Origin of the sequence: Rugamonas fusca, from assembly GCF_014042365.1 — a bacterium.
GTDB classification, from domain to species: Bacteria; Pseudomonadota; Gammaproteobacteria; order Burkholderiales; family Burkholderiaceae_D; genus Rugamonas; species Rugamonas fusca.
On the sequence record NZ_JACEZS010000031.1, the window covers coordinates 1 to 25,137 of the forward strand.

Sequence of the window (25,137 nt, forward strand, 5' to 3'; positions counted from 1 at the left end):
CTTCGACCGGTTGGGCGTACCACGCCTGTCTTAACCTCAACTACTCGAACCGCCCGGTGCGGACCCGCATGCCGGGTGGTGTGGCAGGGGACCGGTCAGCTATGCTGGCCGCCCCTATGCCGATTTGTTGCACATTTCATCATTGTCTGGCATGTTAGTGTTTTGAAAATATGGAGTGAGTGTCATGCCTTCCGTACTGATCGAAGTCAGAACGTCATACACGCGCGAACAGGAGCTGGCGATTATCGAGGCTGTGCATATGGCGTTGCGCGACGCCTTCAAGATCCTTCCTGGCGACAAGAACGTCCGCTTGATCGCACATGAACCACATCGCTTTGCCTGTCCACCTGACAAACAAAAGCCGGAACTGTACACCCACATCAGCATAGACGCGTTTGCCGGACGCTCTGTCGACGCGAAGCGCGATCTGTACAGCGCCATCGTGCGCAATCTTGAGACCTTGGGTATCCCCAAGGACCATACCAAGATTCTGCTGCGCGATATTCCTCGCGAAAATTGGGGAATCCGGGGTGGGCAAGCTGGCTGCGATGTTGAACTTGGTTTTAAGGTCAATGTTTGATCGACAGCATGGCAACCATGGGGGCGCTTGATGGCGCCCGGCGCCCGACACCCGATCGATAAACGGATCGCCGCGATCGCCTTGATCCATGGGCTTGAAGGCGCCACCCGCACCACGCAGGACGATGCCGCTACCGGCGTCAAGTTGTTAAATCCCTTCATTTGATGCGCCCTGCGCCCGCATTCGCCGACAATTCCTACTAAAGCGTCAAATCCGGTGGACTAAAAAGTTGCACTTCAGTATTCTCTTGGTATCCGGGCGGGCGAGGGCGCCTGCCGGGACAGCGTGGTGGCCGGATTTCGACACCTGACGGAGGCGCAATGCAGATCACCGATGTGGCACCCGACGCGGCGCAGCGCCCGGAAGCGGCGTCCACCAGACCGGAAATCTCCGCCGCGGCCGTGCTGGCCGTGCGCCGCGTATGCGCGCTGGAACAGGCGGTCAGCGACTTGCGCGCCAGCTTGGAAGGCGCGCCTGGCGCTGCCATGGATGAGAGGGAACGGCGCGCCCAGATCGCGCGCCTGCTGAGTGAAGTGACGTTGTTTCGCCTGGCGCTGGCGGATAGAGCATAATGCTCACATAACAAAGGAAGGGGCCTAGGCCATGGAAGAAACAAAAATCGTTTACGGTACGGAAGATTTGCTGACCAGCCTGTGCAACTCGGTCACGCGCGTGCTGGGCATCGCCACGCAAACCAAGGTGCACTATTCAGCCATGGTACAACGGATCACCAAGGTCGGCCTGAAGCCGGACATCGGTTGCTTCGTGCTGTTCGATGGCGGCTTCACGGGCCTGGTGGTGCTGAACTTCGCGGCCGAGACGGCGATGGAGATCTATTCGCGCTACATGCTGCACATGGGCATGCCCAAGTCGGAACTGGCCAGCTCGCACACGTCTGACGAAGTGGCGAACATCCTGGGCGAACTGATGAACCAGATCGTGGGCGATTTCACGGGCAAGGTGCGACGTGAATTGCAGACCAATATCACCCAGAACCAGCCCAAGATGCTGGTGCTCAACAAGCAGGTCATGCTGAGCGTCGATACGCCGCTGGACCGGCCCGAAATGCGCCGTGTCTCCTTCTACACGGAAAAGAGCAACGTGTTCTACCTGGAACTGGCCATCGACCGTACCGAGTTCGTGCGCCTGTACGAGTTCGACGCCAACGAAACGCCCGATCCCGATGCGCTGCTGGCCTTTGAACAAGAGAACCAGGCGGCCGCCGAGGCCGCTCCCGCCGTGGCTGAAGCCGAGGACAATGATGAGCTGCTGAAATCGCTGGGCATGTAAGCCGGCGCACGGATAGGCACCCCGAGGCCCGCGAGCGATCGCGGGCCTCGTTCATTTTGAGCGTGCAACTTCGACTCAGCGGCTCGGCGTGCGGCACACCGCTTCGTTTTCCCAGCGGCCCGAGCAGATGCGCGAACGGCACAGCATGCCTTCGATCAGTCCCAGTTGCTTGCAGCGGTGCAGCAGTTCGGCCGTGCTGTCGCTGTCGCCGCGCTCGACCACGTCGCGGTTGGACTGGGAGAGGACGGTAGCCGGCTGGCTGGCATGGGCCACCAGCGCCGTCAGCAAGGTCACGTCCGTGTCCGCCAGCGGCGGAGTGGCGGCGACCGCGTTCGTTCTCGCGCCACGTGGCCCGGATGCGTGGGCGCCCGCGACAACTTCGCGCGTCATCCTGGGCGCGGCCTTGTGGGCGGCCACGCCTGGAGTGACGGCGGCTTCCCCCTTGACCGGACGCTGTGCAATGGCCGCATGCTGCAGATCGGCCCGCCGTACGATTTCCACCTGGACCGGCGCGGGCGTGTCGTTGATGATGGCCGCCGCCTGATCGGGCGCCGCGCCCGCGACGGGCGCCGGCACGGCATGGGCCAGCAGCGCTCCGGCCGCGGCAGGCGCAGTCGGGCGCGGGGGCATGTCCGGCGGCGTGGTGAGCGCGGACTGGTGGATGCTCCACGCCAGCACCGTCATCGTCAGCAACAGCAGGCATAGGCCCGTGGTCCAGCCGTTGAGTTTCCAGCGTGGCACACGTTCCGTTTCCAGCGTGAGGGCTCCGTGTTCCAGGCTGGCCAGGATGCGCCGCGCACCTTCGCGCGCCGGGCGCTTGGCCGACAACAGCGTCGGTTTGTTCTGTCTCTCCAAAATACCACCCCCGAATTTGATCTAGCGTTCGATGAAGTTTTCTGGGCGGCCTACGATGGGGCGATCCCGGCAGGCATGGCCGCAAGCTAGTGTCCGATCTGCGCCAGCCGGCAGTATTGATGGAGCGCACGATGTTACTTCTTTCCATGCTGATCTTTTTCCTGCTGGTCTGTGGCGGGGCCTGGCTGTCGCTGTTCCCGTCCGGCCGCGACCTGGTGCGGCAGTCGCTGGCCCACATGGGACGGTGGACGGGCCGCCGCGTCCGTCATGTGGGCAAGCGCGGCGCGCAAGGCGCCGGCACGATGGCGGATGGCGCCGGCGCGGCGCTGCGTGCGGGCGGCCGGCTGCTGCGCCGCCACTATTTGACGGCGCTGGCCGCGTCCGTGCTGCTGACGGTGCCCCCATTGCTGGCCTGGCTGGTCAGTGGAAGGGGCATGCTGGGCGGCTTCGATGGCGGCGGGACCGAGGTCAACGCGCAAGTGGCGGCGCTATTGCAAGGGGAGCAGCTGGCGCCGCCCGCGTCGCTGCCGCCCGTCACCTTTACTACGGCCGAGGTAACGCAGGTACGCCCGATGCTCGACAGCGCCAACCGCAACTGGCGCTTGCTCGACGCCGAGTTCGCCCAGCGCTTGCTGATGGTGTTCAAGATCATGCACGAGCGCTACGGCTACGACATGGCCATCCTCGAAGGCTACCGCAGTCCGGAGCGCCAGAACCAGCTGGCCGCCGCCGGTCCCGCCGTCACCAACGCCAAGGCGTTCCAGAGCTATCACCAGTTCGGCCTGGCGGCCGACTGCGCTTTCCTGCGCGACGGCAAGCTGCGCATCTCCGAGCAAGACCCGTGGGCCATGCGCGGCTACCGGCTGTATGGCGAAGTGGCCGAATCGGTCGGCCTGCACTGGGGTGGACGGTGGGCCATGATGGACCTGGGGCATACGGAATTGCGGGTGCCGGGCACGGTGCACAAATAGGCGGGCGCGGCGGTAACGTTGTGCCCGCTCAAACAATGGCCGCAGCGGCGGTGGCACCATGGCTCGGTCTGCCTGCATCTTCCCCCACCTTAACCTGGCGGCCCGCTCATGATGCGAAAAATCTGGTACTTCCTGCTCGATAGCCGCAAGGTTGCCTTGATCGGCTTTGTCGGCCTCCTCATCTTTCTCTACCTGGGCGCGGCGGCGCTGGAACTGACCTTGGTCTGGACGCTGGCGGCGCTGGCCACGGCGCTGCTCGTGGCCGCCATATGGTACGGCCTGCGCTGGTACCGTGCCCGGCGCGCATCGCAAGCGATGGGCAACGCGATCAGTGGCGAGGCCGAGGCCAACAGGGCGGCCGGACCGGCCACCACGGATGGCGCCGACGCGGCGACGACCCGCGCCGAAGTCAACGCCATCCGCGACAGCATGCTGAAGGCCATCGCCACCATCAGGGGCTCCAAGATGGGCAGGGTGTCGGGCGCGCGGGCACTGTATGAATTGCCGTGGTATATGATCATCGGCAATCCGGCGGCCGGCAAGAGCAGCGCCATCATCCATTCCGGCTTGCAGTTCCCGTTCGCGGACGGCCAGATCGTGCAAGGCGTGGCCGGCACCCGCAATTGCGACTGGTTCTTCACCACCGACGGCATCCTGCTCGACACGGCCGGACGCTACGCCGTCGAGGATCATCACCGGGACGAATGGTTCGGCTTTCTCGACCTGCTGAAGAAGTACCGCAAGCGCGCGCCCATCAATGGCATCATCATCGCCGTCAGCATCGCCGAATTGCGCGGCGACGATCCCGAGGCCGGCATCAAACTGGCCCGCAGCCTGCGCAAGCGGGTGCAGGATCTGATCGAACGGCTGGAAGTGTTCGCGCCCGTGTATGTGGTGTTCACCAAGGCCGACCTGATCGCCGGCTTTGGCGAGTTCTTCGCGCAGGCCGAGCGCAGCGAGCGCGAGCGCGTGTGGGGCGCGACCATGCCTTACAAGCGCAAGACCACCAGCCAGCAGTTGCTGGCCTTCTTCGACCAGGGCTTCAGCGAGCTGTGCGATGGCATCAAGGAGATGAGCCTGGCCAACATGGCCATGCAGCGGCGCGAACGCATGCCGTCCGGCGTGTTCACGTTTCCGCTGGAGTTCGCCACCATCCGTGCGTCGCTGCGGGCCTTTTTGGCTACGCTGTTCGAGGAAAACCCGTTCCAGTTCAAGCCGGTGTTCCGGGGCTTCTATTTCACCAGCGCCTTGCAGGAGGGGCGGCCGGTCAGCGCGCAGTGGCGGCGCACGGCCGAACGCTTCGCCCTGCAATTGCCCGAGGTGCCGCCGTCCAACTACAGCGGCCAGACCGGCTACTTCCTGCTCAACCTGTTTCGCAAGGTCATCTTCGCCGACAAGGACCTGGTGGCGCAGTACGCCAGCAAGACCAAGGTACAGCTCAAGTATGGTGTGTTCTTCGCATCCGTGCTCTTGCTGGGCGCGTCGCTGGGCGGGTGGAGCTGGTCCTACCTGGGCAACCGGCAGCTGGTCAGCAACGTGCAGGCCGACCTGGACAAGGTGGTCAAGTTGCAGGACCAGCGGCTGGACCTGCAATCGCGGCTGGAAGCGCTCGATATCCTGCAGGACCGTATCGAACAGCTGGACAGCTATCGGCGGCGCCGGCCGTGGTCCTTGCGCATGGGCCTGTACCAGGGCGAGCTGCTGGAGCGTAAGCTGCGCGAGGAGTATTTTTCCGGCGTGAAGGAAGTGATGCTCAAGCCCGTGGCCGCCAACCTGGAGGCGCTTCTGGCGGAAATGAACGCGCACGCCGACCAACTGCAACCCGTGGCCCGCGTGGCGCCGGAGGACCATGATGGGGGAGCGACCATGCCTGCCACGCCAGCCGCGTCCGCCACGGCCGCCACGGTCGCCGCGCCACCGATCAGCCCGGCACCGCGTGCGATGGCCGCGCAACCGTATGTCGATGCTTCGCCCACCAACGTCGAAGATGCCTACAACGCCTTGAAGACTTACCTGATGTTGGTCGACAAATCTCATGCCGAGCCCAGCCACCTGAACGACCAGCTCACGCGCTACTGGCGCGGCTGGCTGGAAAGCAACCGGGGCGCTATGCCACGCGAGCAGATGATACGCAGCGCCGAACGCCTGATGACGTTCTATCTGGCCCAGGTCGCCGATCCCTCCTGGCCGCGCGTGGAGGAAAAGCTGGCGCTGGTGGACCAGGCGCGCGAGAACCTGCGCCACGTGGTGCATGGCATGCCCGCGCGCGAGCGCGTATACGCAGACATCCGCGCGCGCGCGGCCACCCGCTTTCCTGCCATGACGGTGGCCGGCATTGTCGGCGAGCAGGACCAGGCGCTGGTGGCGGGCAGCCATGCCGTGTCCGGCGCCTTCACCCGCGCGGCGTGGGAAAAATATGTTGAAGGCGCCTTCAAGGACGCGGCCACGCACGAACTGCAAAGCGCCGACTGGGTGTTGCAGACGGCGGCCAAGGATGACCTGACCCTCGAAGGCAGCCCCGAGCAAATCCAGAAAGGCCTGGTGGACTTGTACAAGGCCGACTACGCGCGCGAGTGGAAGAAATTCGTGCAGGGCGTGACCATCGCCGACCTGCGCGGTTTCGATGGGGCCGTGGCCGCCATGAACCGGCTGGGCGATCCGCAATCGTCGCCGCTGGCCAAGCTGCTTACCACGATCTACCAGCAGACCACGTGGGATAATCCGGCCATGTCCCAGCCCGGCATGCAACAGGCGCGGCATGGCGTCATCGAATGGATCACCAATGCGTTCTCGCGCAACGCGCCGGTGCCCGTGTCCGGCGTCAACCTCGCCATCGACCCGGCCCGCTTCGATCGGCCGATGGGGCCAGTTGGGCGCGAGTTCGCCGGTGTGGCCAAGCTGGTCGCCCCCAAGGAAAAAGATGCATCGCTGATGGGGTCGTATCTGGATGCGCTGTCGCGCGTGCGCACCCGGCTCAACCAGTTGAAGAACCAGGGCGACCCCGGCCCCGGCGCGCGCCAGCTGATGCAACAGACGCTTGAAGGCAGCGGCTCGGAACTGTCCGACGCCTTGCGCCTCGTGGACGAGCAGATGCTGACCGGCATGAGCGACAGCCAGAGGCAAGCCATCCGCCCCATCCTCGTGCGGCCCCTGATGCAGACCTTCGCCGTCATCATCGGTCCCAGCCAGACGGAAATCAACAAGACCTGGCTGGCCCAGGTGTACGAGCCGTTCCAGAAATCGCTGGCCAACAAATACCCGTTCTCGACTACCTCGCGCATCGAGGCCAGCAATGCCGAGATCGCCCAGTTCTTCGGGCCCGATGGCGTGATCGCCAAGTTCGTCACCGGCGCCATGGGGCCGCTGGTGGTACGGCGCGGCGACGTGCTGGCGCCGCGCACCTGGGCCGACATGGGCATCAGCCTGGCGCCGCAAGTGGTGGCGCGTTTTCCCGGCTGGATCGCACCGATCGGCGCCGGCGGCGTGGCTACCTCGTCCGCGGCGGCCCAGACCGTGTTTCAGATCCAGCCCATGCCCGCGCCCGGCACGCTGGAATACACGGTCGAAATCGATGGCCAGCAGCTGCGCTACCGCAACACGCCCGCCCAGTGGAGCAACATGGTCCATCCCAGCCCGCAGGGCGCGCCCGGCGCCCGCATCACGGCCGTGGCGTTCGACGGGCGCAGCGTGGACATCTTCAACGAGCCGGGCCAGTTCGGCTTGAAGCGCATGATCGACGCGGCCAGCAAGCAGCGCAAGGATGGCGGCGTGTATGAATTGCGCTGGACCAGCGGCGCCATCACGGTGGCGCTGGACCTGAAGATCACCAGCAGTCCCGAGAGCAACGGCCGCGACGGTGGCGCGCCGGAGGAACAGGGTTTCCGTGGCATGAGCCTGCCGGAAACCATCGTCGGAGCGGCGCCATGAAGCGCGCGCCGCAAGCGACGCGGGTGGGTTACTTCGGCAAGATCCCCACCCGCAGCGATTTCATCAAGGCGGTCGACAACCCCGCGCTGGCCGCGCTGCTGGACCAGTGGCTGGCCGAGGTGATGAACCTGCTGACGCTCAACCCGCGCTGGAAGCAGCACTACGATGCACTGCGCCCGCTGCCGTTCGCCTTCGTCGGCAACCGCAGCCGGCGCGCCATCGCCGGCCACATCCTGTCGAGCGGCGACCAGTCGCAACGGCGCTATCCTTTTCTCGTCATGAGCGCGCTGGAAGTGCATGAACCGGCCATGTTCCTGGCGCGCAGCCCGCTGGTGCTGGCGCCGCTGTGGGAGGCGCTGGCGCCGCTGGCGGCCGAGGTCCCGGTGGCCGACGATCCGGCCGCGGCGCTGCACGCGTTGGCCGCCACGGTGGTGGAGCTCGATCCGCACGACCCGGACCACGAGACCGCCTTCACGCGCTTTCTCGATGGCCACGACCTGGCCAGCTTGCAGGCCATGCTGGCGAACGCGCCGGTACGGCAGATCCTGCTGGCGCTGGGTTTGCTGCTGCAACCGGTCAAGGCGGACGGCCAGGCCAGCCTGGACCGCAGCCTGGCGTTGCCGCTGCCCAACGAGCGGCGCCACCGCTACCTGGTGGCCGCATTCTGGCTGGACCTGATGAGGCCGTTCCTGCGCCCGGGCGAATTCGAGCTGTGCCTGTTCTTTGCCGACCTGGGCGAGCAATACGTGCTGGTGGTCGGCTTCAATGGCGCAGCGCCCGAGACGCTGCAAGCCGTGATCGATCCGCAATGTGTGGACGAGCAGCAGATCACCCTGTACGAGGCCGATTGGGTGGAGCAGTACGTGGATGCCGACCAGCGCGTCCACAAGCTGGCCGCCTATCTGGAGCAGGGCCAGCTGTCGCTGCGCTCGGCCCACGCGCTGTTTCACGAAACGTTTGCCTGACCCGGTCACGGAGGTAGTCCATGCGCGCGATTGTGTTGCCCTTGTTATTGGCGGTTTCCTTTCCTGCCGCCGCGCAGGTGCCGGCGCCGGCCACGCCCAAGCCGGGCCAGGTGCTGGTGAGCGGCACCGTGCCCGACGAGGCCAGCAAGGCCGCCATGCTGGCCCGGCTGCGCGAACTGTATGGCGCCGAGCAGGTGGTCGACCAGATCGCCATTGGCCGCGTGGTGCTGCCACCGAACTGGGTGGGGTATGTGCAAAAGCTGATCGGCGCCAACCTCAAGCTGATCAGCAAGGGCCAGCTCAAGATCGACGGCAACAACGTGAGCGTGCACGGCGAGGTGGCCAACGAAGCGCAGCGCCAGCAGATCGCCAGCGACTTCGCCACCAGCCTGAACCCGACCTACACGGTCAACAACGGCTTGCGCGTGAGCGCCGCCGAGCAGAACCTGCTGGACGCCACGCTGGCACACCGCATCATCGAATTTGACAGCGGCAAGGCCACGCTGACGCCGTCGGGCCAGGCCATCCTCGACGAGATGGCGGGCGCCTTGCACAAGGTGAAGGACAGGAAGGTGGAAGTGATCGGCCATACGGACAACGTCGGCCTGCGCGAGAGCAACGTGGCGCTGAGCCTGGCGCGGGCCGAAGCTGTGCGCACTTACCTGGCCGGGCGCGGGATCAGCCCCGACATGGTCACCGTGTCCGGGCAGGGGCCGGACCGGCCCGTGGCCGACAACGCCAGCCCCGACGGCCGCGCCCGCAACCGGCGCATCGAGTTCCGGGTGGCGCAGTAGGGCGCGCCGGGCGCGTCTCAGGGCAGGGTGATGGTCAGGTTGGCCGGCTTGGGCGCCAGCTTGACCAGGTCGTTGTAGGGCGCCATGCTGGTCTGGGTGGCCCGTGTCAGCGACGTCTTCAGGCCCAGGTAGATGCTGAGCGCGGCCACGGCGAACACCATGGACAGCGCCCACAGCGGCACTTCGCCACGCAGCTTGTTGATGATCTCGTCGGGCCGTTCGGCTTGCGGCGCAAAGCCGCGGCTCTTGCCCTTGATGTGGGCGATCTCCTCGCCCAGGCGGGCCGTCAGGTAGCTGAGCTTGTCGCTCGGCTCATTCGCGTACTTACCCTTAAATCCCAGCAGCAGGCACAGGTGGAATACCTGCAGCGATTGCAGCCGTCCCCCGCCTTTGCTGCGCAAGGCTTCCAGCCGGTCGAAGAAGTGTTCACCGGCCAGGTGGTCGCCAAACAGAATCAGCTGCAATGGCCGGTGGCGCCACGGCGCCCGCATGGCCAGCCTGGAATTGTGGATCACTTCATCCATCGCGGCGCAAAACGCGTACTTGGCCGCGTCGATATCGTCGCCGCTGGCGCGCAGCTTGCGTGCTTCGCGGTCGAACTCGGCCAGGAAACCATGCACTTTTTCCTTGAACGTGGCCTCATCCGCCAGTCCCCCCGGCGTCGGCGGCGCCTCGCCATCGACTGGCGCCGGCAGGGGGGGCGGTGCGGCCGGTGGTGGCGCCAGCCGGCCGGGCTCGCCCAGCGCGGCGAGCGGATGGGCGCCTTGTTGCAGCATGAACAGTGCGTAAAAGCCTTCGTGCAGCAGGTCCACCAGGGTGGGCAGGTTGCCGCTGCGCGCGGCATCGTCACGCCGCTGGTTGCCCAACAACGAGGGCGTGCTGCGTCGCTCGACCATCGCGTTCATGGGGCCGCTCCCGGCGCCCCTGGCCATGCCTGGTTGCTGGCGAAGCTGGTGTCTTTCATCTCATCCTCCTGTCAGCTGATTGCCGCATTACGGGCAACGCAGTGCCGCCAGCGGCTTGCTGGTGCTGCGATCCGCGTCGAGCAGCGTGGCCCCGCTCCCCACGCTGAGCGCGCAGGCGTGGGCCCCGATCGTGATGCCATCTTTTTCCGCGTCGCCGGCGGCGAACGACATGCGCCAGCGCTGTTCGGCCGGCGCCCGGAACAGCGCCACCACGCCGATGAAGGCCGCTTCGCGCGTCACCTTTTCCACTACCTCGTAGCGTTGGCCTGGCACCAGCAGCACTTCCTTCACCTCCAGCAGGTCGTTGCCCAACAAGTCGTGTTCCGTGTGGGCGTTCAGGAAGCTGTCGTAGCCAAGGTGCCGGAACGCGGCGTCCTGGCGCAGCTTGTAGATGCGGGCCACCAGTGCCAGCGGATGGCCGTTGGCGTCCGTGTTGAGGTTGGGGCTGGCGTGCAGGCGGATCGCCACCTGGCGCGGCGGCTTTTGCGCGTCGGGTAGTTCGGGCGGCTGGCGGATGCCGATCATCTCCAGTGCCGTGCCGGCGATCGAGCCGGCCGCGCAGCCGCTCAAGGTCAGCAGGGCAGTCAGGCACAGCAGGGCTTTGCGCGAGCGGTTCATGGATCCTCCAGGCGACCTTGCCATTAGAACCAAAGTGGCCAGGCGGGGATTTGCGGCGGCGCAAGGGCCGCGTGGCTTGCTGAACTGGCCGCACGCGCCGCGCTAGCCGGTATGCGCAGTGCTGCGCCAGATCAGTCCATGGCGTGATTTCCGGCCTCCTTGCGCGCAATCCAACATGCCTTGAGCGGGCGCAATTGCGGCCTCAACCATTGATGAATAATGGCCTCCACCCCAACCGCCTCTCCACCGCCGTTCATCAGGGAGCACACCATGAATCCGATCCGAACATCGTTACCTATTCTCGCTTGCGCGATGCTGCTGTCCGCGTGCGCCACCGATGGCGAGCAAGTGCGCGCCGAGCGCGTCCAACCGGCTACGCTGGACCGCGCGCTGGCCGAGGCCGATACGGCCGTCGCCGCCGGCCAGGCCGACAAGGCGCAAGTGATTCTCAAGGGCGCGGCCAGCACCTATCCGGCTGACAAGCAGCCGTGGCTGCACCTGGCGCAGATGAAGTTCGACCGTGCCAGCTACGGCGAGGCCATCACCAACGCGCTGGAAGCCTTGCAGCGCGACCCGAACGACAAGCTGGGCAACAGCATCGTGGCTGTCAGCGGTTTGCGCCTGTCGACCAAGGCGCTGACGGACTTGAGCCAGCAAAACAACCTGAACGGCTCGCTGCGTTCGGAAGCGCAGGACCTGGCCCGCCTGCTGCGCACCAGCCTGGGCGAGGATGTGCTGGTGCCGTCCTCGCCGCCCGCGCATCGCCCGCCGCCACGCGCGCACCATCCAGCCGCGACCACCGCGCATCACGCGACGGAAAAGCCGGACAACGCGTCGGCCAGCACCGATCCGTTCGGTGGTCTCAAATAAACCTAGGGAGCGATCATGGCTAATGGAGACAGCGTACAGAAGCGCCTGACCAAGGTGCGCGCGCCACGGGTGCAGATGACCTACGACGTGGAAATCGGCGACGCGATGGAAAACAAGGAACTGCCGTTCGTGGTCGGCGTGGTGGGCGACTTTGGCGGCAATCCGGAGGTGGAGCAAAAGCGTCTCAAGGAGCGCAAGTTCGTCAACATCGACAGCGGCAACTTCGACGAGGTGCTGGGCGGGGTGGCGCCGGTGGCCAAGTTCCTGGTGCCCAACCAGCTCAGTGGCGACGACAGCTCGTTCGCCGTCGAACTGCGCTTTCGCGCCATGGCCGATTTCCGGCCCGAGTCCGTGGTGCAGCAGGTGGCGCCGCTGCGTGAACTGCTGGAGGCGCGTGGCAAGCTGGCCGACCTGCGCAACAAGCTGGCCGGTAACGACAAGCTGGAGGACATCCTGACCGAGGTGCTCAACAACACCGACCAGCTGTCCGCCCTCCAATCCGCCCCGTCCAGCAAGGAGTGACGCCATGTCCGCCCAACTGCAAGCGGCGCAAGCGGCCGCCCCCGATGCCGCATCCGATGCCGCATCCGATGCCGATAAGCTGCTGGACCAGATCGTCGAACGCAGCAAGGTCGCCAAGTCCAGCATCGAACACGCGCGCGCCAAGGACATCATCTCGGAACTGGTCAGCCAGGTGCTGCAAGGGACGGTGGTGGTGTCGAACAATCTGTCGGCCACGCTCGACGCGCGCGTGGCGGAGCTGGACCGGCTGATCTCCAGCCAGCTGAGCGCCATTATGCACGCGCCCGAATTCCAGAAGCTCGAGCAAAGCTGGACCGGCTTGCACTACCTGGTGAAAAATTCGGCCACCGGCCAGGGCCTGAAGATCCGCATGCTCAACGCCACCAAGCGCGAGCTGGTGAAGGACTTCCAGACGGCGCTGGAATTTGACCAGAGCACCATGTTCAAGAAGGTCTACGAGGAGGAATTCGGCACCTTCGGCGGCGCACCGTACGCGGCCCTGCTGGGCGACTTCGAGATCTCGCGCCAGCCCGAGGACATGTATTTCATCGAGCAGATGTCGCACGTGGCGGCGGCCGCCCATGCGCCCTTCATCGCCTCCGCCGCGCCCGAGCTGTTTGGCCTGGAAGGCTACGCCGACCTGGGCAAGCCGCGCGACCTGGCCAAGGTGTTCGATACGGTGGAATACGCCAAGTGGAAGGCGTTCCGCGAATCGGAGGACGCGCGCTACGTGGGCTTGACGCTGCCGCGCTTCCTGGGCCGCCTGCCATTCAATCCGGTGGACGGCACCACCGTGGAAGGCTTCAACTTCGTCGAGGAAGTGGATGGCACCGACCACCACAAATACCTGTGGTGTAACGCGGCCTACGCTTTCGGCGCCAAGCTGACCAAGGCCTTCGACGACTACGGCTGGTGCGCCGCCATCCGCGGCGTGGAAGGCGGTGGCCTGGTGGACGACCTGCCCACCCACACCTTCAAGACCGACGAGGGCGAGGTTGCGCTCAAGTGCCCGACCGAGGTGGCCATCACGGACCGGCGCGAGAAGGAGTTGAGCGACCTCGGTTTCATCTCCCTCGTGCACTGCAAGAACACGGCCTACGCGGCCTTCTTCGGCGCCCAGTCCACCCAGAAGGCGCGCAAGTACAACTCGGAGGCGGCCAACGCCAACGCCGTGCTGTCGTCGCAGCTGCAGTACATCTTCGCCGTCTCGCGCATCGCCCACTACATGAAGGCCATGATGCGCGACAAGATCGGCAGCTTCAACGCGGCCTCCAACGTGGAGGACTTCCTCAACCGCTGGCTGATGAAGTACGTGCTGCTGGACGATAACGCCAGCCAGGAACAGAAGGCCCAGTTCCCGCTGCGCGAGGCCTCCGTGCAGGTGCACGAGGTGGCCGGGCGGCCCGGCGTGTACCGCGCCGTGTCGTTCCTGCGGCCGCATTTCCAGCTCGATGAGCTGTCCGTTTCCCTCCGACTGGTCGCGGAGCTGCCGCAGTCGACCAACATCTGAAGCTTTCCCAACCAACGAAAGAGGAGCGCGCAATGGCAATCGACGTCTACCTGTACATTGAAGGCATCAAGGGCGAGTCGGCCGACGACCGCCACAAGGACTGGATCGAATGCAAATCGGTCAACTGGGGCGTGGAACAACCCAAATCGGCCACGGCGTCCACCGGCGGCGGCCACACGGCCGAGCGCTGCGAACACCGCGACATCGTCATCAGCAAGCTGGCCGACCTGTCCTCGCCCATCCTGCTGCAGACCTGCGCGGCCGGCAAGACCATCCCCAAGGCCAAGTTCGAATTCATGCGGGCCGACGCCCAGGGCGAGCGGGTCAAGTACTTTGAAATCGAAATCGACAACGTGCTGATCGGCCAGGTCACGCCGTCCGTCGAGGAGGGCGACATCCTGGCCGAGCAGGTGGGCTTCAAGTTCTCCAAGGTACGCTGGAAATACACCCAGCAACGCATCAGCGGCGGCGCCGGCGGCAATACCTCCGGCGGCTGGGACCTGTCCACTAACCGCGTGGTGTGAACCATCGCGTTGGCCACCACAGCGGGGTCAGGCCCTCGCGCCAAGGCGAGGAGTCTGACCCTTGCTGTTCCTGGTTTCCCTTCAATTCTCACGTGCGCGGAGCCACAGCATGGGCATCAACCTGAAAACGCTGATCGGAAAACTGAACGACACCAGCCGCCAGGCCGCCACCCGCGCTGCCGCCATCTGCGTCGGGCTGGGGCAGTATGAAGTGGACGTGGAACACCTGTTCCTCGCCCTGCTGGAGCAAGAGCGCAGCGATGTCGCCGTGATCGCGCGCCGTTGCGACATCAGCCTCACGGGGCTGGACGCCGACCTGCGGCGCGAAGTGGCGGGCTTCCGCAACGGCAGCAGCCGCACGCCCGTGTTCTCGCCCCATTTGTCGACCTTGTTCGAGCATGCCTGGCTGATCGCCTCGCTGGCGGCGGAGCAGCCGCATACGATCCGCAGTGGCCACCTGCTGCTGGCCTTGTTGACGGAGCCGGAGCTGGCCCAACTGGCGGCGCGCGCCTCGCGCCAGTTCGCCCGCTTCCCGCTCGACGGCATGAAGCACCAGCTGGACAAATATACGGACGGCTCGCAGGAAGCGGCGCCCGCGCCATCCGCGCCGACCGAGCAAGCCGGCGCCGACCCCGTGGTCCAGGTGGCCACACGCACGCCGGCGCTGGACCTGTACACCAGCAACCTGACGCAGCTGGCCCGCGACGGCAAGGTCGATCCCGTCATCGGGCGCGACCTGGAAATCCGCCAGCTGATCGACATCCTGATGCGGCGCCGCCAGAACAATCCCATCCTCACAGGCGAAGCGGGCGTGGGCAAGACGGCCGTGGTGGAAGGACTGGCGCTGCGCATCGCGGCAAACGACGTGCCCCACACCTTGCAGGGCGTGGCCATCCACACGCTGGACATGGGCCTGCTGCAGGCCGGCGCCAGCGTCAAGGGCGAATTCGAGAACCGCCTGAAGAACGTGATCGACGAAGTCAAGAAAAGCCCGCATGCCATCATCCTGTTCATCGACGAGGCCCACACCATGATAGGCGCGGGCGGCCAGGCCGGCCAGAACGACGCGGCCAACCTGCTCAAGCCTGCCCTGGCGCGGGGCGAGCTGCGCACCATCGCCGCCACCACCTGGGGCGAGTACAAGAAGTATTTCGAGAAGGATGCGGCGCTGGCGCGGCGCTTCCAGGTGGTCAAGGTCGAGGAGCCGTCCGAGGACATCGCCTGCGCCATGCTGCGCGCCATGGTGCCGCTGATGGAAGGCCACTTCGGTATCCGCATCCGCGACGAAGCGGTGACGGAAGCCGTGCGGCTGTCGCACCGTTACATCAGTGGCCGGCAGTTGCCCGACAAGGCGGTGGGCGTGCTCGATACAGCCTGCGCCCGCGTGGCGCTGGGCCAGCATGCGGTGCCGGTGGCCGTGGAGAATGCGGCCCGCGCGCAGGAGCGCAGCGCCGCCGAGATCGCGGCGCTCGAGCGCGATGGCGAGGACGGCGGGAACGGCGCGGGCGGCGCTGCTGCGCGCCTGCAGCAACTGCGCGCGGCCCATGCGGCCCAGCGCGACGAGCACGCACGCCAGCGCGCGCGCTGGGAGCGCGAGCAGGCGCTGCGCGCCGAGATCGTGCGGCTGGAAGGCGAGGGCAATGCGGCGGAAGCGCGCGCGGCCAGGGCGCAGCTGGCATCGCAGCCGGACGGCGCGGCCATGGCGCCGCTCGAAGTGGATGGCAGCGTAGTGGCCGGCGTGGTCGCCGGCTGGACCGGCATCCCGCTCGGCAAAATGGTCAAGGATGAAATCCGCACCGTGCTGCGCTTGCGCGAAGCGCTGTGCGAACGCATCATCGGCCAGGACCATGCGCTGGCCGCCGTGGCCCAGCGCGTGCGCACGGCGCGCGCCAACCTGGACGACCCGAACAAACCCAAGGGCGTATTCCTGTTCGTCGGCCCGTCCGGCATCGGCAAGACGGAAACGGCGCTGGCGCTGGCCGACCTGCTGTACGGCGGCGAACGCAAGCTGGTTACCATCAACATGAGCGAATACCAGGAGGCGCACAGCGTCTCCGGCCTGAAAGGCTCGCCACCCGGTTACGTGGGCTACGGCGAGGGCGGCGTGCTGACCGAGGCGGTGCGCCGCAACCCCTACAGCGTGGTGCTGCTCGACGAAATCGAGAAGGCCCATCCGGACGTGACGGAGCTGTTCTTCCAGGTGTTCGACAAGGGGGTGATGGACGACGCGGAAGGGCGCGAGATCGACTTCCGCAACACCATCATCATCGCCACCTCCAATGTCGGTTCGGCCGCCATGATGCAAGCCTGCCTGAACAAGCCAGCGGACCAGCGGCCCGCGCCGGCGGACCTGGAAGAACTGCTGCGGCCCCAGTTGATGCGCCACTTCAAGCCGGCCTTTCTGGGCCGCATGAAGATCGTGCCGTTCTATCCGCTGGGCGACGAGGCGCTGGCCAGCATCATCGGCCTCAAGCTGGCGCGCATCGGCCAGCGCGTGTACGCCAACCACCAGGCTGAATTCAGTTACGAGCCGTCGCTGGTGGAAGCGGTGCTGGCGCGCTGCACCGAAGTCGATTCGGGCGCGCGCAACGTGGACCACATCCTGAACGGCACATTGCTGCCCGAGATCGCGGAAGCCGTGCTGGCCCGCATGGCCGACGGCGCCGCCTTCGCCCGCATCAAGGTTGGGGCGGGCCGCAACGGCCAGTTCAAATACACCATCAAATAAGCCGGAGGTTCGCCATGTTCAGCATCGCGCAACTGCTACTTCCCATCAGCCCCGCCCAAACCTGCGGTGAAGACCTGTCATTCAGCAGCGAACTCGATGACATCGCCAAAGCCCGCACTTACGACGACCCCACGCTGGACCAGGGCGAGTGGGTGGTGGCGTTGAAGGAGGCCGACTGGGGCTTCGTGGGTAGCCGCTGCGCGCGGCTGATCGAGTCGAAGAGCAAGGATCTGCGGCTGGCCGTGTGGCTGGCCGAAGCCCACGCCAAGACCCGCGGCCTGCGCGGCCTGGGCGACGGCTTCGCCGTGCTGGCTGGCCTGTGCGAGCATTACTGGGACGGCCTGTTCCCGCTGGCCGACGACGGCCAGTTCGAGCAGCGGGTGGGCAACCTGGGCTGGCTGCTGGGCCGCACGCCGCAACTGGTGCGCGAAATGGCGGTGACGGAGGAAATGGGCTACACCTGGGCCGACTTCGACGCGGCGCGCCAGCGCGCCGCCGGCAGCGGCGGTGCCGATAGTCAGGGCTGGGGTGGCGCATCGGACGCCGGCCTCGCGCTGGCCGACCTGGACGCGCAGCGGCGCCGCAACAGCGCCGACTACAACGAAGCCTTGCTGGCCGACGCGCAATACTGCCTGGCCATGCTGGCCGACCTGGAACGGGCCGTGGATGCGCGCCTGGGCGTGGACGGCCCGGCCTTCACGGCCGCCCGCGAGGCGCTGCAAGGCCTGATCCATTTCGTCGCGCCGCTGGCCGGTGGCGCAGGCGTGATAGCGGCCGTCGAGGCGGACGGCGCCCGTTGCGACGGCATGAGCCAGCCGGCAGCCTATGGCGTCGTGCAGCCGGGAGAAGCGCTGCGCAGCCGCGCGCAGGCGCTGGCCCAGCTGCGGCTGGTGGCCGATTTCTTCCGCCGCACGGAACCGCACAGTCCCGTGGCCTATCTGGCCGAGAAGGCGGCCAGCTGGGGCGAGCAGCCGCTGCACCTGTGGCTGCGTGCCGTGGTCAAGGACCCGGCGACGCTGGCCAGCCTCGAAGACTTGCTGGGCGCCGTGCCGTCCGCTCCCGGCGCCTAGCCGCGCCGCCGCGCGGCCGCCATCCCCACCCCGGCCAGGCCGAGCAGCAGCATGGCGTAGCCGGATGGCTCCGGCACGGCCGGGGCGAAGGTGGCATAGCTGTCGGAGATATAGCCCGATCCCGCGACGGTCATATCGTACAGCGCGGTTTTGGCGTAGCTGGTGGCTGTCGTGTCGAGAAGCATGAAGTAGGACTCCGACCCCGGCGCCAGCGTCGGATCGCCTTGCGTATGGCCAAACAGGAAGTTGACATAGGCGGTGGATGGCACGCCGAAGTGGTAGGCCGCATCCGGTGCGACCGACCCCAGGCCATCGCTGCGCCAGTTGCCGTTGTATTCCGGCGCGACGAAACGCCCCAGCCTGAATGAATCGATGTTGCCGGCCGAGCTGCGGTCGCTGATCACGCGCCAGTAAAAGTCCAGGGTGCCATCGACGCTGGAGCGCACCACGCGCGATTGCACCGTGCCCGACACCATGCCACTGCCGTTGTTAAACGAGAAGGCTTGCACCTGGTCTTCCAGCACCACACCGGCCAGTTGCGGTTCGGCCGCCACCGTGGTACCGGGCAGGGTAGTAAAGGTATTGACCGGCAGCGTAACGGCCACTGCGGATTGCGCGGCGGCCAGCACGGCCGCCGCCGCAAGCAGGCGGGGTAGGGATTTCATTGGATCACCTCCGGTTTATTGTTGATGGTACGAGCGGTGAAAACGAAGACTGTGCCTTTGCGGCTCACCCAGTATAAGCAGAGGATTTTGTGATTGCTATTGCATGTTTTACATTTTTGGAACTATTTTTTGCATCATTGTGTCTTCGCAATTCCGTTTGATTAACACGTGTTGGATCACGCCCAGCGTTATTGCGCATTGTTCGCCAGCCCATCACGCTTCGGTACAATGGCGGCCTATGACTTCCCCTCCGCCTCCCGCCGCCAGCGGCCACCGCCGCGCCATATGCGCCACCTGCTTGCGCGCGCAATCGGCCTGCATTTGCCGCTGGGTGGCTCCGGTCGATAACGCTGTCGATGTCCTGATCCTGCAGCACCCGATGGAAGTGGCGAATGCCAAGGGCAGCGCGCGGCTGCTGCATCTGAGCCTGGCGCGCAGCCGGCTGGAAGTGGGGGAGACGTTCGCACCGGAGAGGTTGGCGCAGTGGTTGACGGCCGATCAACGCCGGCCTGTGCTGCTGTATCCGGAAACCGTGGACGCGGGCGGGCCGGCGATGGTGCCGGCCGCGCCGTTCGATCCAGCGTGGCGCGCGCAGCCGGATCGCTTGCGGCTCGTGGTGCTGGACGGCACCTGGCGCAAGAGCCGCAAGATGCTGTACCTGAACCCGGCCTTGCAAGCCTTGCCCCGCCTGCCGCTGCGCGACACGCCGCCCTCCCACTACCTGATCCGCAAGGCCCATTTGCCCGATCAACTGTCGACGCTGGAGGCGAGCTGCTACGCGCTGCAGCAGCTGGAAGGCCGGCCCGCCGCGTTCGAACCGTTGATTGGCGCCTTCGATGGCTTCGTCGGCCAGCAGCAAGGCTACGTGCCTGGAGTGCGCGGACCGCTGTGAGGCGCCGGTAGCAGGCGCCAACACAGCACGCGGCGGGATCACGCGATCAGCTTCAATCCCGGTGGCAGGGCGTCGCCGAGCAGGCGTTTCTCATCCGCCTGGTCCAGTTGCACCACCTCGCGCACCATGGCGCTCCAGTTGGCGGGCGCGCCCACGGCCAACAGGCGGCGCAGGATCTCGGCCCGCAAGGTTTCGTCCACGTCGCGCGAACGGTCGCCCGTCATGCGCGCCAGGTGGGCGGCCGCGTAGCCGGCCGGCTCCACCTTCTTCCAGTCCAGCGCCAGGATCACGGCCAGCCATTGTTCCACCGTGGCCGTGGCCACCACGTCGTGCGCGCTGCCGTGGAAGGGCTGGCGCGCGCCCACGCGGCTCAGGCCCCACAGGTAGCGCGCCTGCGCCGCTTCCGCCTTGGCCGTCGCGTCGGCCCTGGCGCTGCTCGAGCGCGCGGCCGCGCCGCCTTTGCCAGCAGCTGTGCGCTGTAGCGCCGTTGTGGCCTGCTCGAGTTGCATCAGCATCCAGGCACCGATTTCAGCCTTGTAGTTGCCGGGGATACGTTCCAGCGAGGCGCCCAGGCGCAGCATGTCGTCATCGCTGCCATCGACCAGCGTGTGCGGGCGGCGGCCCCGTTCCTGTGCGTCGGCCTGTACGTTGAAGGCGAAATCGTCGAGGATGCGCAACTGGGCCGTGGCATCGAGGCCACCGGACACGCGCCGCCACATGGTCCACCATTCCGCGCACACCTGGCTGTCCTTGTGATGCTGGGCGCCGGTCTCGAACAGGGCCCATAACTGCTCGATGCGCCATTCATCGAGCGCGTAGCCGAAACCGGGGCGCAGGCAGTAGCCGCACAGGTTGAACCACACGCGCTCATGGTCGGCCGAACGGCGCCGGCCCTTGGCGCGGGCCAGCAGCGCGTCGAACAACTGGCGCAGCAGCGGCGTGGCCCACTTCTCACGGCTGCCCAGCGCGTTTTCGAGCTGGGTGCGCAACTGGCGCACTTCCTTCAATTCGACCTGCTGCGCGCGGGCGCCGAAGATGCGGTCTATCTTTTCGATGGCCGCGCCCACGCCCGGGTGCGTGGCGGCCGGCTGCGCCTCCGGCGCCGCGCTGGCGTCCGCGTTCGGCGCGCTCGCTTCGCGCAGCTGGAATTCCAGCAGCCAGCGTTGTGGCGGTTGAGCGTTGTCCGTGTCGGCGGCCACGCAATGTACTTCCAGCGTGCCCACTTCGCTCAGCGCCGTGGCCAGTTGCACGGGGATTTCCTTGCGTGCCGCGCTGTCGCTGTCGCGCAGCACGGTGGCCATGGCCGGCAGGCGTACGTAGTCACCCTGGTTCAGGTCCACCATCTCGCCGGCCAGCGGCGCATTGCCCGATTGCGCCGTGGACGAGGCCAGGTGGAAGCGCACCGGGCGCCCCAGTCGCAATGCGAACGTGCGCTCGGACAGCAGCACTTCAGTTCCTTCGGCCGTCCCGCGCGGCAGGATGCAGATGGCGCGGCATGGCTTGTCGGCGCGCTGTTCTTCGTCCAGCACCAGGAAGTAGCTGCGCGGTGAACCGCCCGTGATGGCGGGTGCCGCGCCACGCCGGGCCAGCGCGTAGGCCACCCCGCCACGGGCCACGGCCACGTCGGGATTGTCGTTGTGGAGCACGCGCAGCGGCTGGCCGCGCCATTGCGCCAGCGTCGCTTGCAGGCGCCGTGCGAGCGCGTCGGCGCGGAACACGCCGCCGTTGAGCAGCAGCGTGTCCGGAATGGGGAGGGGCGCGTCTGCGGCCAGCCCCAATGCGGCGCTGGCGGCGCCCGCGTGCTGTTGCAGGAAGCTGGCCAGGTGGCGCGTGATGGCCGGGTCGCTGGCGTAGGGCAGGCCGAATTCGACGATGGCCGCCCGGCCGCGCCGCGCGCCGTCGTCCACCGCGCCCATGGGGAAGAAGCCATCGACCACCAGCCGCTCCACTTCCTCGCGCGTCAATTCCACGGAGCGGGTGCCGCCAATCAGGCGCGAGCCGGCGCCCAGCAGGGTGACGGTGACGCGTTCGGGCGCGTCGGCCGCCAGCAGTTGTTCCTTGGCGGCGCGGCAGCGTTCCGTCAGTTGGGCCAGGCGGCCGGCGGACAGGCGCGCGGCGCCAGCATCGCCGCCCGCCATGCGGCTTTCGGCCAGGTGGGCCAGCGCCAGGTCCATGTTGTCGCCACCGAGGATCAGGTGGTTGCCCACGCCAATGCGGCTCAGTTGCGGCACGCCGTCCGTCAGTTCCACCTTGATCAGGCTGAAGTCCGTGGTGCCGCCGCCCACGTCGCACACCAGTACCAGCCGGGTATCGGCCAGTTCCTCGCCCAGCGTGGCGCGATGCCGGAACAGCCAGTCGTAGAAGGCCGCCTGCGGTTCCTCCAGCAGGCGCAGGCCGGGCAGGCCGGCCATGCGCGCCGCTGCCAGCGTCAGCGCGCGCGCGCCTTCGTCGAACGAGGCGGGGATGGTCAGCACCAGCTGCTGCTGTTCCAGCGGCTGTTGCGGGAAGCGCGTATTCCACGCGGCGCGCAAGTGGGCCAGGTAGCTGGCGCTGGCCGCCACCGGCGACACGCGCGGCACGCCTTCTTCCGCCCCCCATGGCAGGATGGGCGCCATGCGGTCCACGCTGGGATGGGACAGCCAGCTCTTGGCACTGGCTACCAGCCTCCCCGGCACTTGCGCGCCCAGCACGCGGGCCAGCCGGCCCGTGACCACCTGCGCCAATCCGGCCACGTCGTCCTGCCGCCACGGCAGTTGCAGCTCGCCGTCAGCCAGTTCGCCGTCGGCCGGGTGGTAGCGCAGCGATGGCAGCAACGCGGCTGGCGCCACCTCGCCCGGCGCCACCAGTTGCTCGATGTCGAACAGCCGGATCTGCGCCTTGTCGGGCGCCGCGCCAAGCTCGGAATAAGCCAGCACCGTGTTGGTGGTGCCCAGGTCGATGCTGACGAGGTAGTGGGCCATTGTCAGACAGCGGCTCCCGCGCGCACGTCGAACTCCACCTTCCAGCGCTGGCCGTCGTTGGCCACGGCCAGCAGTTCCAGCGTGCCCGATTCCGTGGCCAGCGCGTGCAGCTTGACCTGCACCACGTCACCGGCCTGGCGGCCTTCCGGCGACAGCGTGGCGGCGATCTCGTTCAGTTCCTGCAGTTCGTCCGGCAGCCAGCTGTCGAGCAGGTCGCCGATCTGGTCCTGGCGCCGCACGGACGAGCCGAAGAAGCGGAACTGCACCGGCTCGCCCACCACCAGGCCGAATTCCTGCGCCGGCAACTCCATTTCCGCGCCTTCCTCCATGCCGAACGGCGCCACGCACAGGGCCTGGATCGGCGGTTCCATGCCGGGGATGGCCGGCATGGCCGATTCGATGGCCACGTAGTAGGAACGGGCCGTGCCGCCGCGAATGCGCACGCCGCTGCCGCGCCGCACGTAGCTGTAGTAGGCCGCGCCACGGGCCACGGCCAGGTCGAGATCGGCGCCGCCCAGCATGCGGGCCGGCTCCGCGCCTTCCAGGTACAGCCAGTCGTTGATGGTGGCCATCACGCGCTGGGCCAGCAGCTCGGACTTGAACACGCCGCCGTTGAACAGCACGGCTGTCGGATGCAGGAAGGTGGCGTCCGCGTTCTGGCGACCGGTATAGCCCTCCAGCTCCGCCGTGGCGCCCACCTGGCGCGCCAGGAAGGCGGCCAGGTGGCGCGTGATGCCGGCATCCTGCGCGTACGGCAGGCCAAGCTGGGTCAGGCCGGCACGGGTGCGCACGGCCGGGCGGGCCGACGCTTCCACGGACGGGAAGAAGCCGTCCAGGATGAAGGTGCTCACTTCCTCGCGCGTCAGTTCGGTGCGGATCGAGCCGCCGATCAGCTTGGAGCCGCGGCTGGGGACGACGATGGGCCAGGTGGCCGCCTCGGCGTCGGCCAGCAGTGCTTCCTTGGCGGCGCGGCAGCCATAGGTGAGCGCGCGCATCTGCCAGGCGTCCAGTGTGGTGCCGTTGGCGGCCAGCTTGCGCGCCACCAGATGCGCCAGCGCCAGGTCCATATTGTCGCCACCCAGCAGAATATGGTCGCCCACGGCCACGCGGTGCGGTTCCAGCACGCCATCGCGTTCCAGCACGGCGATCAGCGAAAAGTCGCTGGTGCCGCCGCCCACGTCCACCACCAGGATCACGTCGCCCGGCTTGACTTCCTTGCGCCAGTGGCCGGCGCTGCCCTGGATCCAGCTGTACAGGGCGGCCTGCGGTTCTTCCAGCAGCGTGAGCGCGTCGTAGCCGGCCGCGCGGGCCGCATCGGCCGTCAGTTCGCGCGCGCCCGGATCGAACGAGGCCGGAATGGTGACGGTGACGGCCTGCTGCGTGAACGGCGCGTCCGGATGGGCCGCGTCCCAGGCCGCGCGCAGGTGCGACAGGTAGCGGGTGGAGGCGTCCAGCGGCGACACGCGCGCCACTTCCTCGGGCGCGTCGTTGGGCAGGATTGGGCCACGGCGGTCCACGCCGGGGTGGCACAGCCAGCTCTTGGCGCTCGAGACGAGGCGGATCGGCGTGGTGGCGCCACGGCTGCGGGCCAGCTCGCCCACCACGGCGCTCTGTTCGGCGCCGCTCTGGGCCCATGGCAGGCTCAGCTCGCCGGGCGCCAGTTCGTCCGCGTGCGGCAGGTACAGGAACGAAGGCAGCAGCGGCAGTTCTTCCACCGTGCCGGGCGCCGTCAACTGGGGGATGGCCAGCACGCCGTGGCTGGTTTGTTCGCCGTCGCTGGCGGCCAGGTCCACGTAGGACAGGGCGCTATGGGTGGTGCCCAGGTCGATGCCGATGGCGTAGCGTGGTTCGCTCATAATTCCACCTCCGCCGGGGCCAGTACGCTGGCGTCGTGGGCTTCGGCCAGTTTCGGCAGCAGCACGTTGGTGGCGCGCCAGCCGCGATGGCTCAGCGTGCCGCGGAACGGCGCCTTGCCGACCACGTTGCCTGTCAGGCGCACAGCGCCCGCGTCGAAGCCTTCTTCCAGCACCACGCGGCTGCCTTCGGCTTCGTCGCGCACGGGTTCAATGTGGAAGTGCTCGCGCAGCACCTTGCCGCAGCCTTCATGCACCACGCGCGCGGCGGCGCCGATGTCGGCGTCGGAATAGGCGCTCAGGTTTTCCTGGGTGAAGTCGATCAGGCGCGCTTCCCGTTGCAGCAGGCTCAGCAACTGCAGGGCGGCGTTGGGCGTGGCCACGCGCAGTGGCGCCGGCGCGGGCGCGGGGGCCGCCACGGGGGCCGGCGGATAGCTGGCGGCGTCGTTCATGCGTTGCAGGCGGCTGGCGTAATCGGGGTCCGACAGCGTGTTGATGAAGGCGCTGAAAGCCAGCGGCAACCGGTTCCAGAACGACAATGCTTTGGCAGGTGTAGGTTGGGTCATGGGGAACTCGCG

At 67.1% G+C, this 25,137-nt stretch carries 21 protein-coding genes; 14 read left to right on the forward strand and 7 right to left on the reverse strand.

Annotated elements, in window-relative coordinates; translation table 11 throughout:
* Positions 1-184: 184 nt before the first annotated feature.
* The 3 genes from H3H36_RS23905 (at position 185) to H3H36_RS23915 (ending at position 1,870) form a co-directional block, all read left to right on the forward strand.
* Entirely contained in the window at positions 185-580 is a 396-nt protein-coding gene (locus H3H36_RS23905) for a tautomerase family protein (protein ID WP_182220565.1), read from the forward strand.
* Between the two features lie 320 nt (positions 581-900).
* Positions 901-1,152, forward strand: a complete 252-nt coding sequence (locus H3H36_RS23910) for a hypothetical protein (RefSeq protein ID WP_220459847.1) — start codon at positions 901-903, stop codon at positions 1,150-1,152.
* Positions 1,153-1,183: 31 nt separating this feature from the next.
* Positions 1,184-1,870, forward strand: coding sequence for a DUF3334 family protein (locus H3H36_RS23915; protein WP_182220566.1), 687 nt, complete (start codon positions 1,184-1,186; stop codon positions 1,868-1,870).
* Between the two features lie 75 nt (positions 1,871-1,945).
* Here H3H36_RS23915 and H3H36_RS23920 read toward each other — a convergent pair whose 3' ends face one another.
* Positions 1,946-2,725 (reverse strand): hypothetical protein, encoded by a 780-nt coding sequence (locus tag H3H36_RS23920; protein ID WP_229220077.1) that lies wholly within the window; start codon positions 2,723-2,725, stop codon positions 1,946-1,948.
* Between the two features lie 131 nt (positions 2,726-2,856).
* Between H3H36_RS23920 and H3H36_RS23925 the strand changes: the two genes are divergently transcribed.
* From H3H36_RS23925 to H3H36_RS23940, 4 genes are all read left to right on the forward strand, one after another.
* Complete coding sequence (locus tag H3H36_RS23925) at positions 2,857-3,696, forward strand: M15 family metallopeptidase (RefSeq protein WP_182220567.1); 840 nt, start codon at positions 2,857-2,859, stop codon at positions 3,694-3,696.
* 111 nt (positions 3,697-3,807) lie between these two features.
* Positions 3,808-7,623 (forward strand): type VI secretion system membrane subunit TssM, encoded by a 3,816-nt coding sequence (gene tssM / locus H3H36_RS23930; protein WP_182220614.1) that lies wholly within the window; start codon positions 3,808-3,810, stop codon positions 7,621-7,623.
* Complete coding sequence (gene tagF, locus H3H36_RS23935; protein WP_182220568.1) at positions 7,620-8,588, forward strand: type VI secretion system-associated protein TagF; 969 nt, start codon at positions 7,620-7,622, stop codon at positions 8,586-8,588. Before tssM ends, tagF begins: the two co-directional genes overlap by 4 nt.
* A gap of 20 nt (positions 8,589-8,608) precedes the next feature.
* The gene (locus tag H3H36_RS23940; RefSeq protein WP_182220569.1) at positions 8,609-9,382 is read left to right on the forward strand and encodes an OmpA family protein; all 774 of its coding nucleotides are present in this window, start codon (positions 8,609-8,611) and stop codon (positions 9,380-9,382) included.
* 17 nt (positions 9,383-9,399) lie between these two features.
* On the opposite strand, the gene H3H36_RS23945 is transcribed toward H3H36_RS23940, so the two are convergent.
* Both H3H36_RS23945 and tssJ read right to left on the reverse strand, forming a co-directional pair.
* Positions 9,400-10,287: a DotU family type IV/VI secretion system protein gene (locus H3H36_RS23945; protein WP_182220570.1), complete on the reverse strand. Its 888-nt coding sequence runs from the start codon at positions 10,285-10,287 to the stop codon at positions 9,400-9,402.
* 87 nt (positions 10,288-10,374) lie between these two features.
* Positions 10,375-10,965 (reverse strand): type VI secretion system lipoprotein TssJ, encoded by a 591-nt coding sequence (gene tssJ / locus H3H36_RS23950; RefSeq protein WP_182220571.1) that lies wholly within the window; start codon positions 10,963-10,965, stop codon positions 10,375-10,377.
* Positions 10,966-11,235: 270 nt separating this feature from the next.
* Here tssJ and H3H36_RS23955 point away from each other — a divergent pair, with 270 nt between their 5' ends.
* The 6 genes from H3H36_RS23955 (at position 11,236) to tssA (ending at position 18,189) form a co-directional block, all read left to right on the forward strand.
* Positions 11,236-11,835 carry a tetratricopeptide repeat protein gene (locus H3H36_RS23955; RefSeq protein WP_182220572.1) on the forward strand — a complete coding sequence of 200 codons (600 nt, stop codon included), beginning with the start codon at positions 11,236-11,238 and terminating at the stop codon, positions 11,833-11,835.
* Between the two features lie 15 nt (positions 11,836-11,850).
* Positions 11,851-12,357 carry a type VI secretion system contractile sheath small subunit gene (tssB, locus tag H3H36_RS23960; protein WP_182220573.1) on the forward strand — a complete coding sequence of 169 codons (507 nt, stop codon included), beginning with the start codon at positions 11,851-11,853 and terminating at the stop codon, positions 12,355-12,357.
* Between the two features lie 4 nt (positions 12,358-12,361).
* Positions 12,362-13,867, forward strand: a complete 1,506-nt coding sequence (gene tssC / locus H3H36_RS23965) for a type VI secretion system contractile sheath large subunit (protein ID WP_182220574.1) — start codon at positions 12,362-12,364, stop codon at positions 13,865-13,867.
* 32 nt (positions 13,868-13,899) lie between these two features.
* On the forward strand, positions 13,900-14,391 hold the full coding sequence (locus tag H3H36_RS23970) for an Hcp family type VI secretion system effector (RefSeq protein ID WP_182220575.1): 492 nt from the start codon (positions 13,900-13,902) through the stop codon (positions 14,389-14,391).
* A gap of 109 nt (positions 14,392-14,500) precedes the next feature.
* Positions 14,501-17,119 carry a type VI secretion system ATPase TssH gene (gene tssH / locus H3H36_RS23975; RefSeq protein WP_182220576.1) on the forward strand — a complete coding sequence of 873 codons (2,619 nt, stop codon included), beginning with the start codon at positions 14,501-14,503 and terminating at the stop codon, positions 17,117-17,119.
* 14 nt (positions 17,120-17,133) lie between these two features.
* Entirely contained in the window at positions 17,134-18,189 is a 1,056-nt protein-coding gene (gene tssA / locus H3H36_RS23980; protein ID WP_182220577.1) for a type VI secretion system protein TssA, read from the forward strand.
* Here the strand turns inward: tssA and H3H36_RS23985 are convergent.
* Entirely contained in the window at positions 18,186-18,854 is a 669-nt protein-coding gene (locus H3H36_RS23985) for a PEP-CTERM sorting domain-containing protein (RefSeq protein WP_229220078.1), read from the reverse strand. The genes tssA and H3H36_RS23985 overlap by 4 nt on opposite strands.
* A gap of 238 nt (positions 18,855-19,092) precedes the next feature.
* Between H3H36_RS23985 and H3H36_RS23990 the strand changes: the two genes are divergently transcribed.
* Positions 19,093-19,746 (forward strand): tRNA-uridine aminocarboxypropyltransferase, encoded by a 654-nt coding sequence (locus H3H36_RS23990; protein ID WP_182220578.1) that lies wholly within the window; start codon positions 19,093-19,095, stop codon positions 19,744-19,746.
* A 38-nt stretch (positions 19,747-19,784) separates the two neighbouring features.
* On the opposite strand, the gene H3H36_RS23995 is transcribed toward H3H36_RS23990, so the two are convergent.
* From H3H36_RS23995 to H3H36_RS24005, 3 genes are read right to left on the reverse strand one after another with little or no spacing between them, the layout of a single operon-like run.
* Complete coding sequence (locus tag H3H36_RS23995; protein WP_182220579.1) at positions 19,785-22,706, reverse strand: Hsp70 family protein; 2,922 nt, start codon at positions 22,704-22,706, stop codon at positions 19,785-19,787.
* A gap of 2 nt (positions 22,707-22,708) precedes the next feature.
* On the reverse strand, positions 22,709-24,562 hold the full coding sequence (locus H3H36_RS24000; protein WP_182220580.1) for an Hsp70 family protein: 1,854 nt from the start codon (positions 24,560-24,562) through the stop codon (positions 22,709-22,711).
* A complete protein-coding gene (locus tag H3H36_RS24005; RefSeq protein WP_182220581.1) occupies positions 24,559-25,125 on the reverse strand; it encodes a DUF2760 domain-containing protein in 567 nt (188 codons plus the stop codon). The genes H3H36_RS24000 and H3H36_RS24005 overlap by 4 nt, the downstream gene beginning before the upstream one ends.
* Positions 25,126-25,137 lie beyond the last annotated feature (12 nt).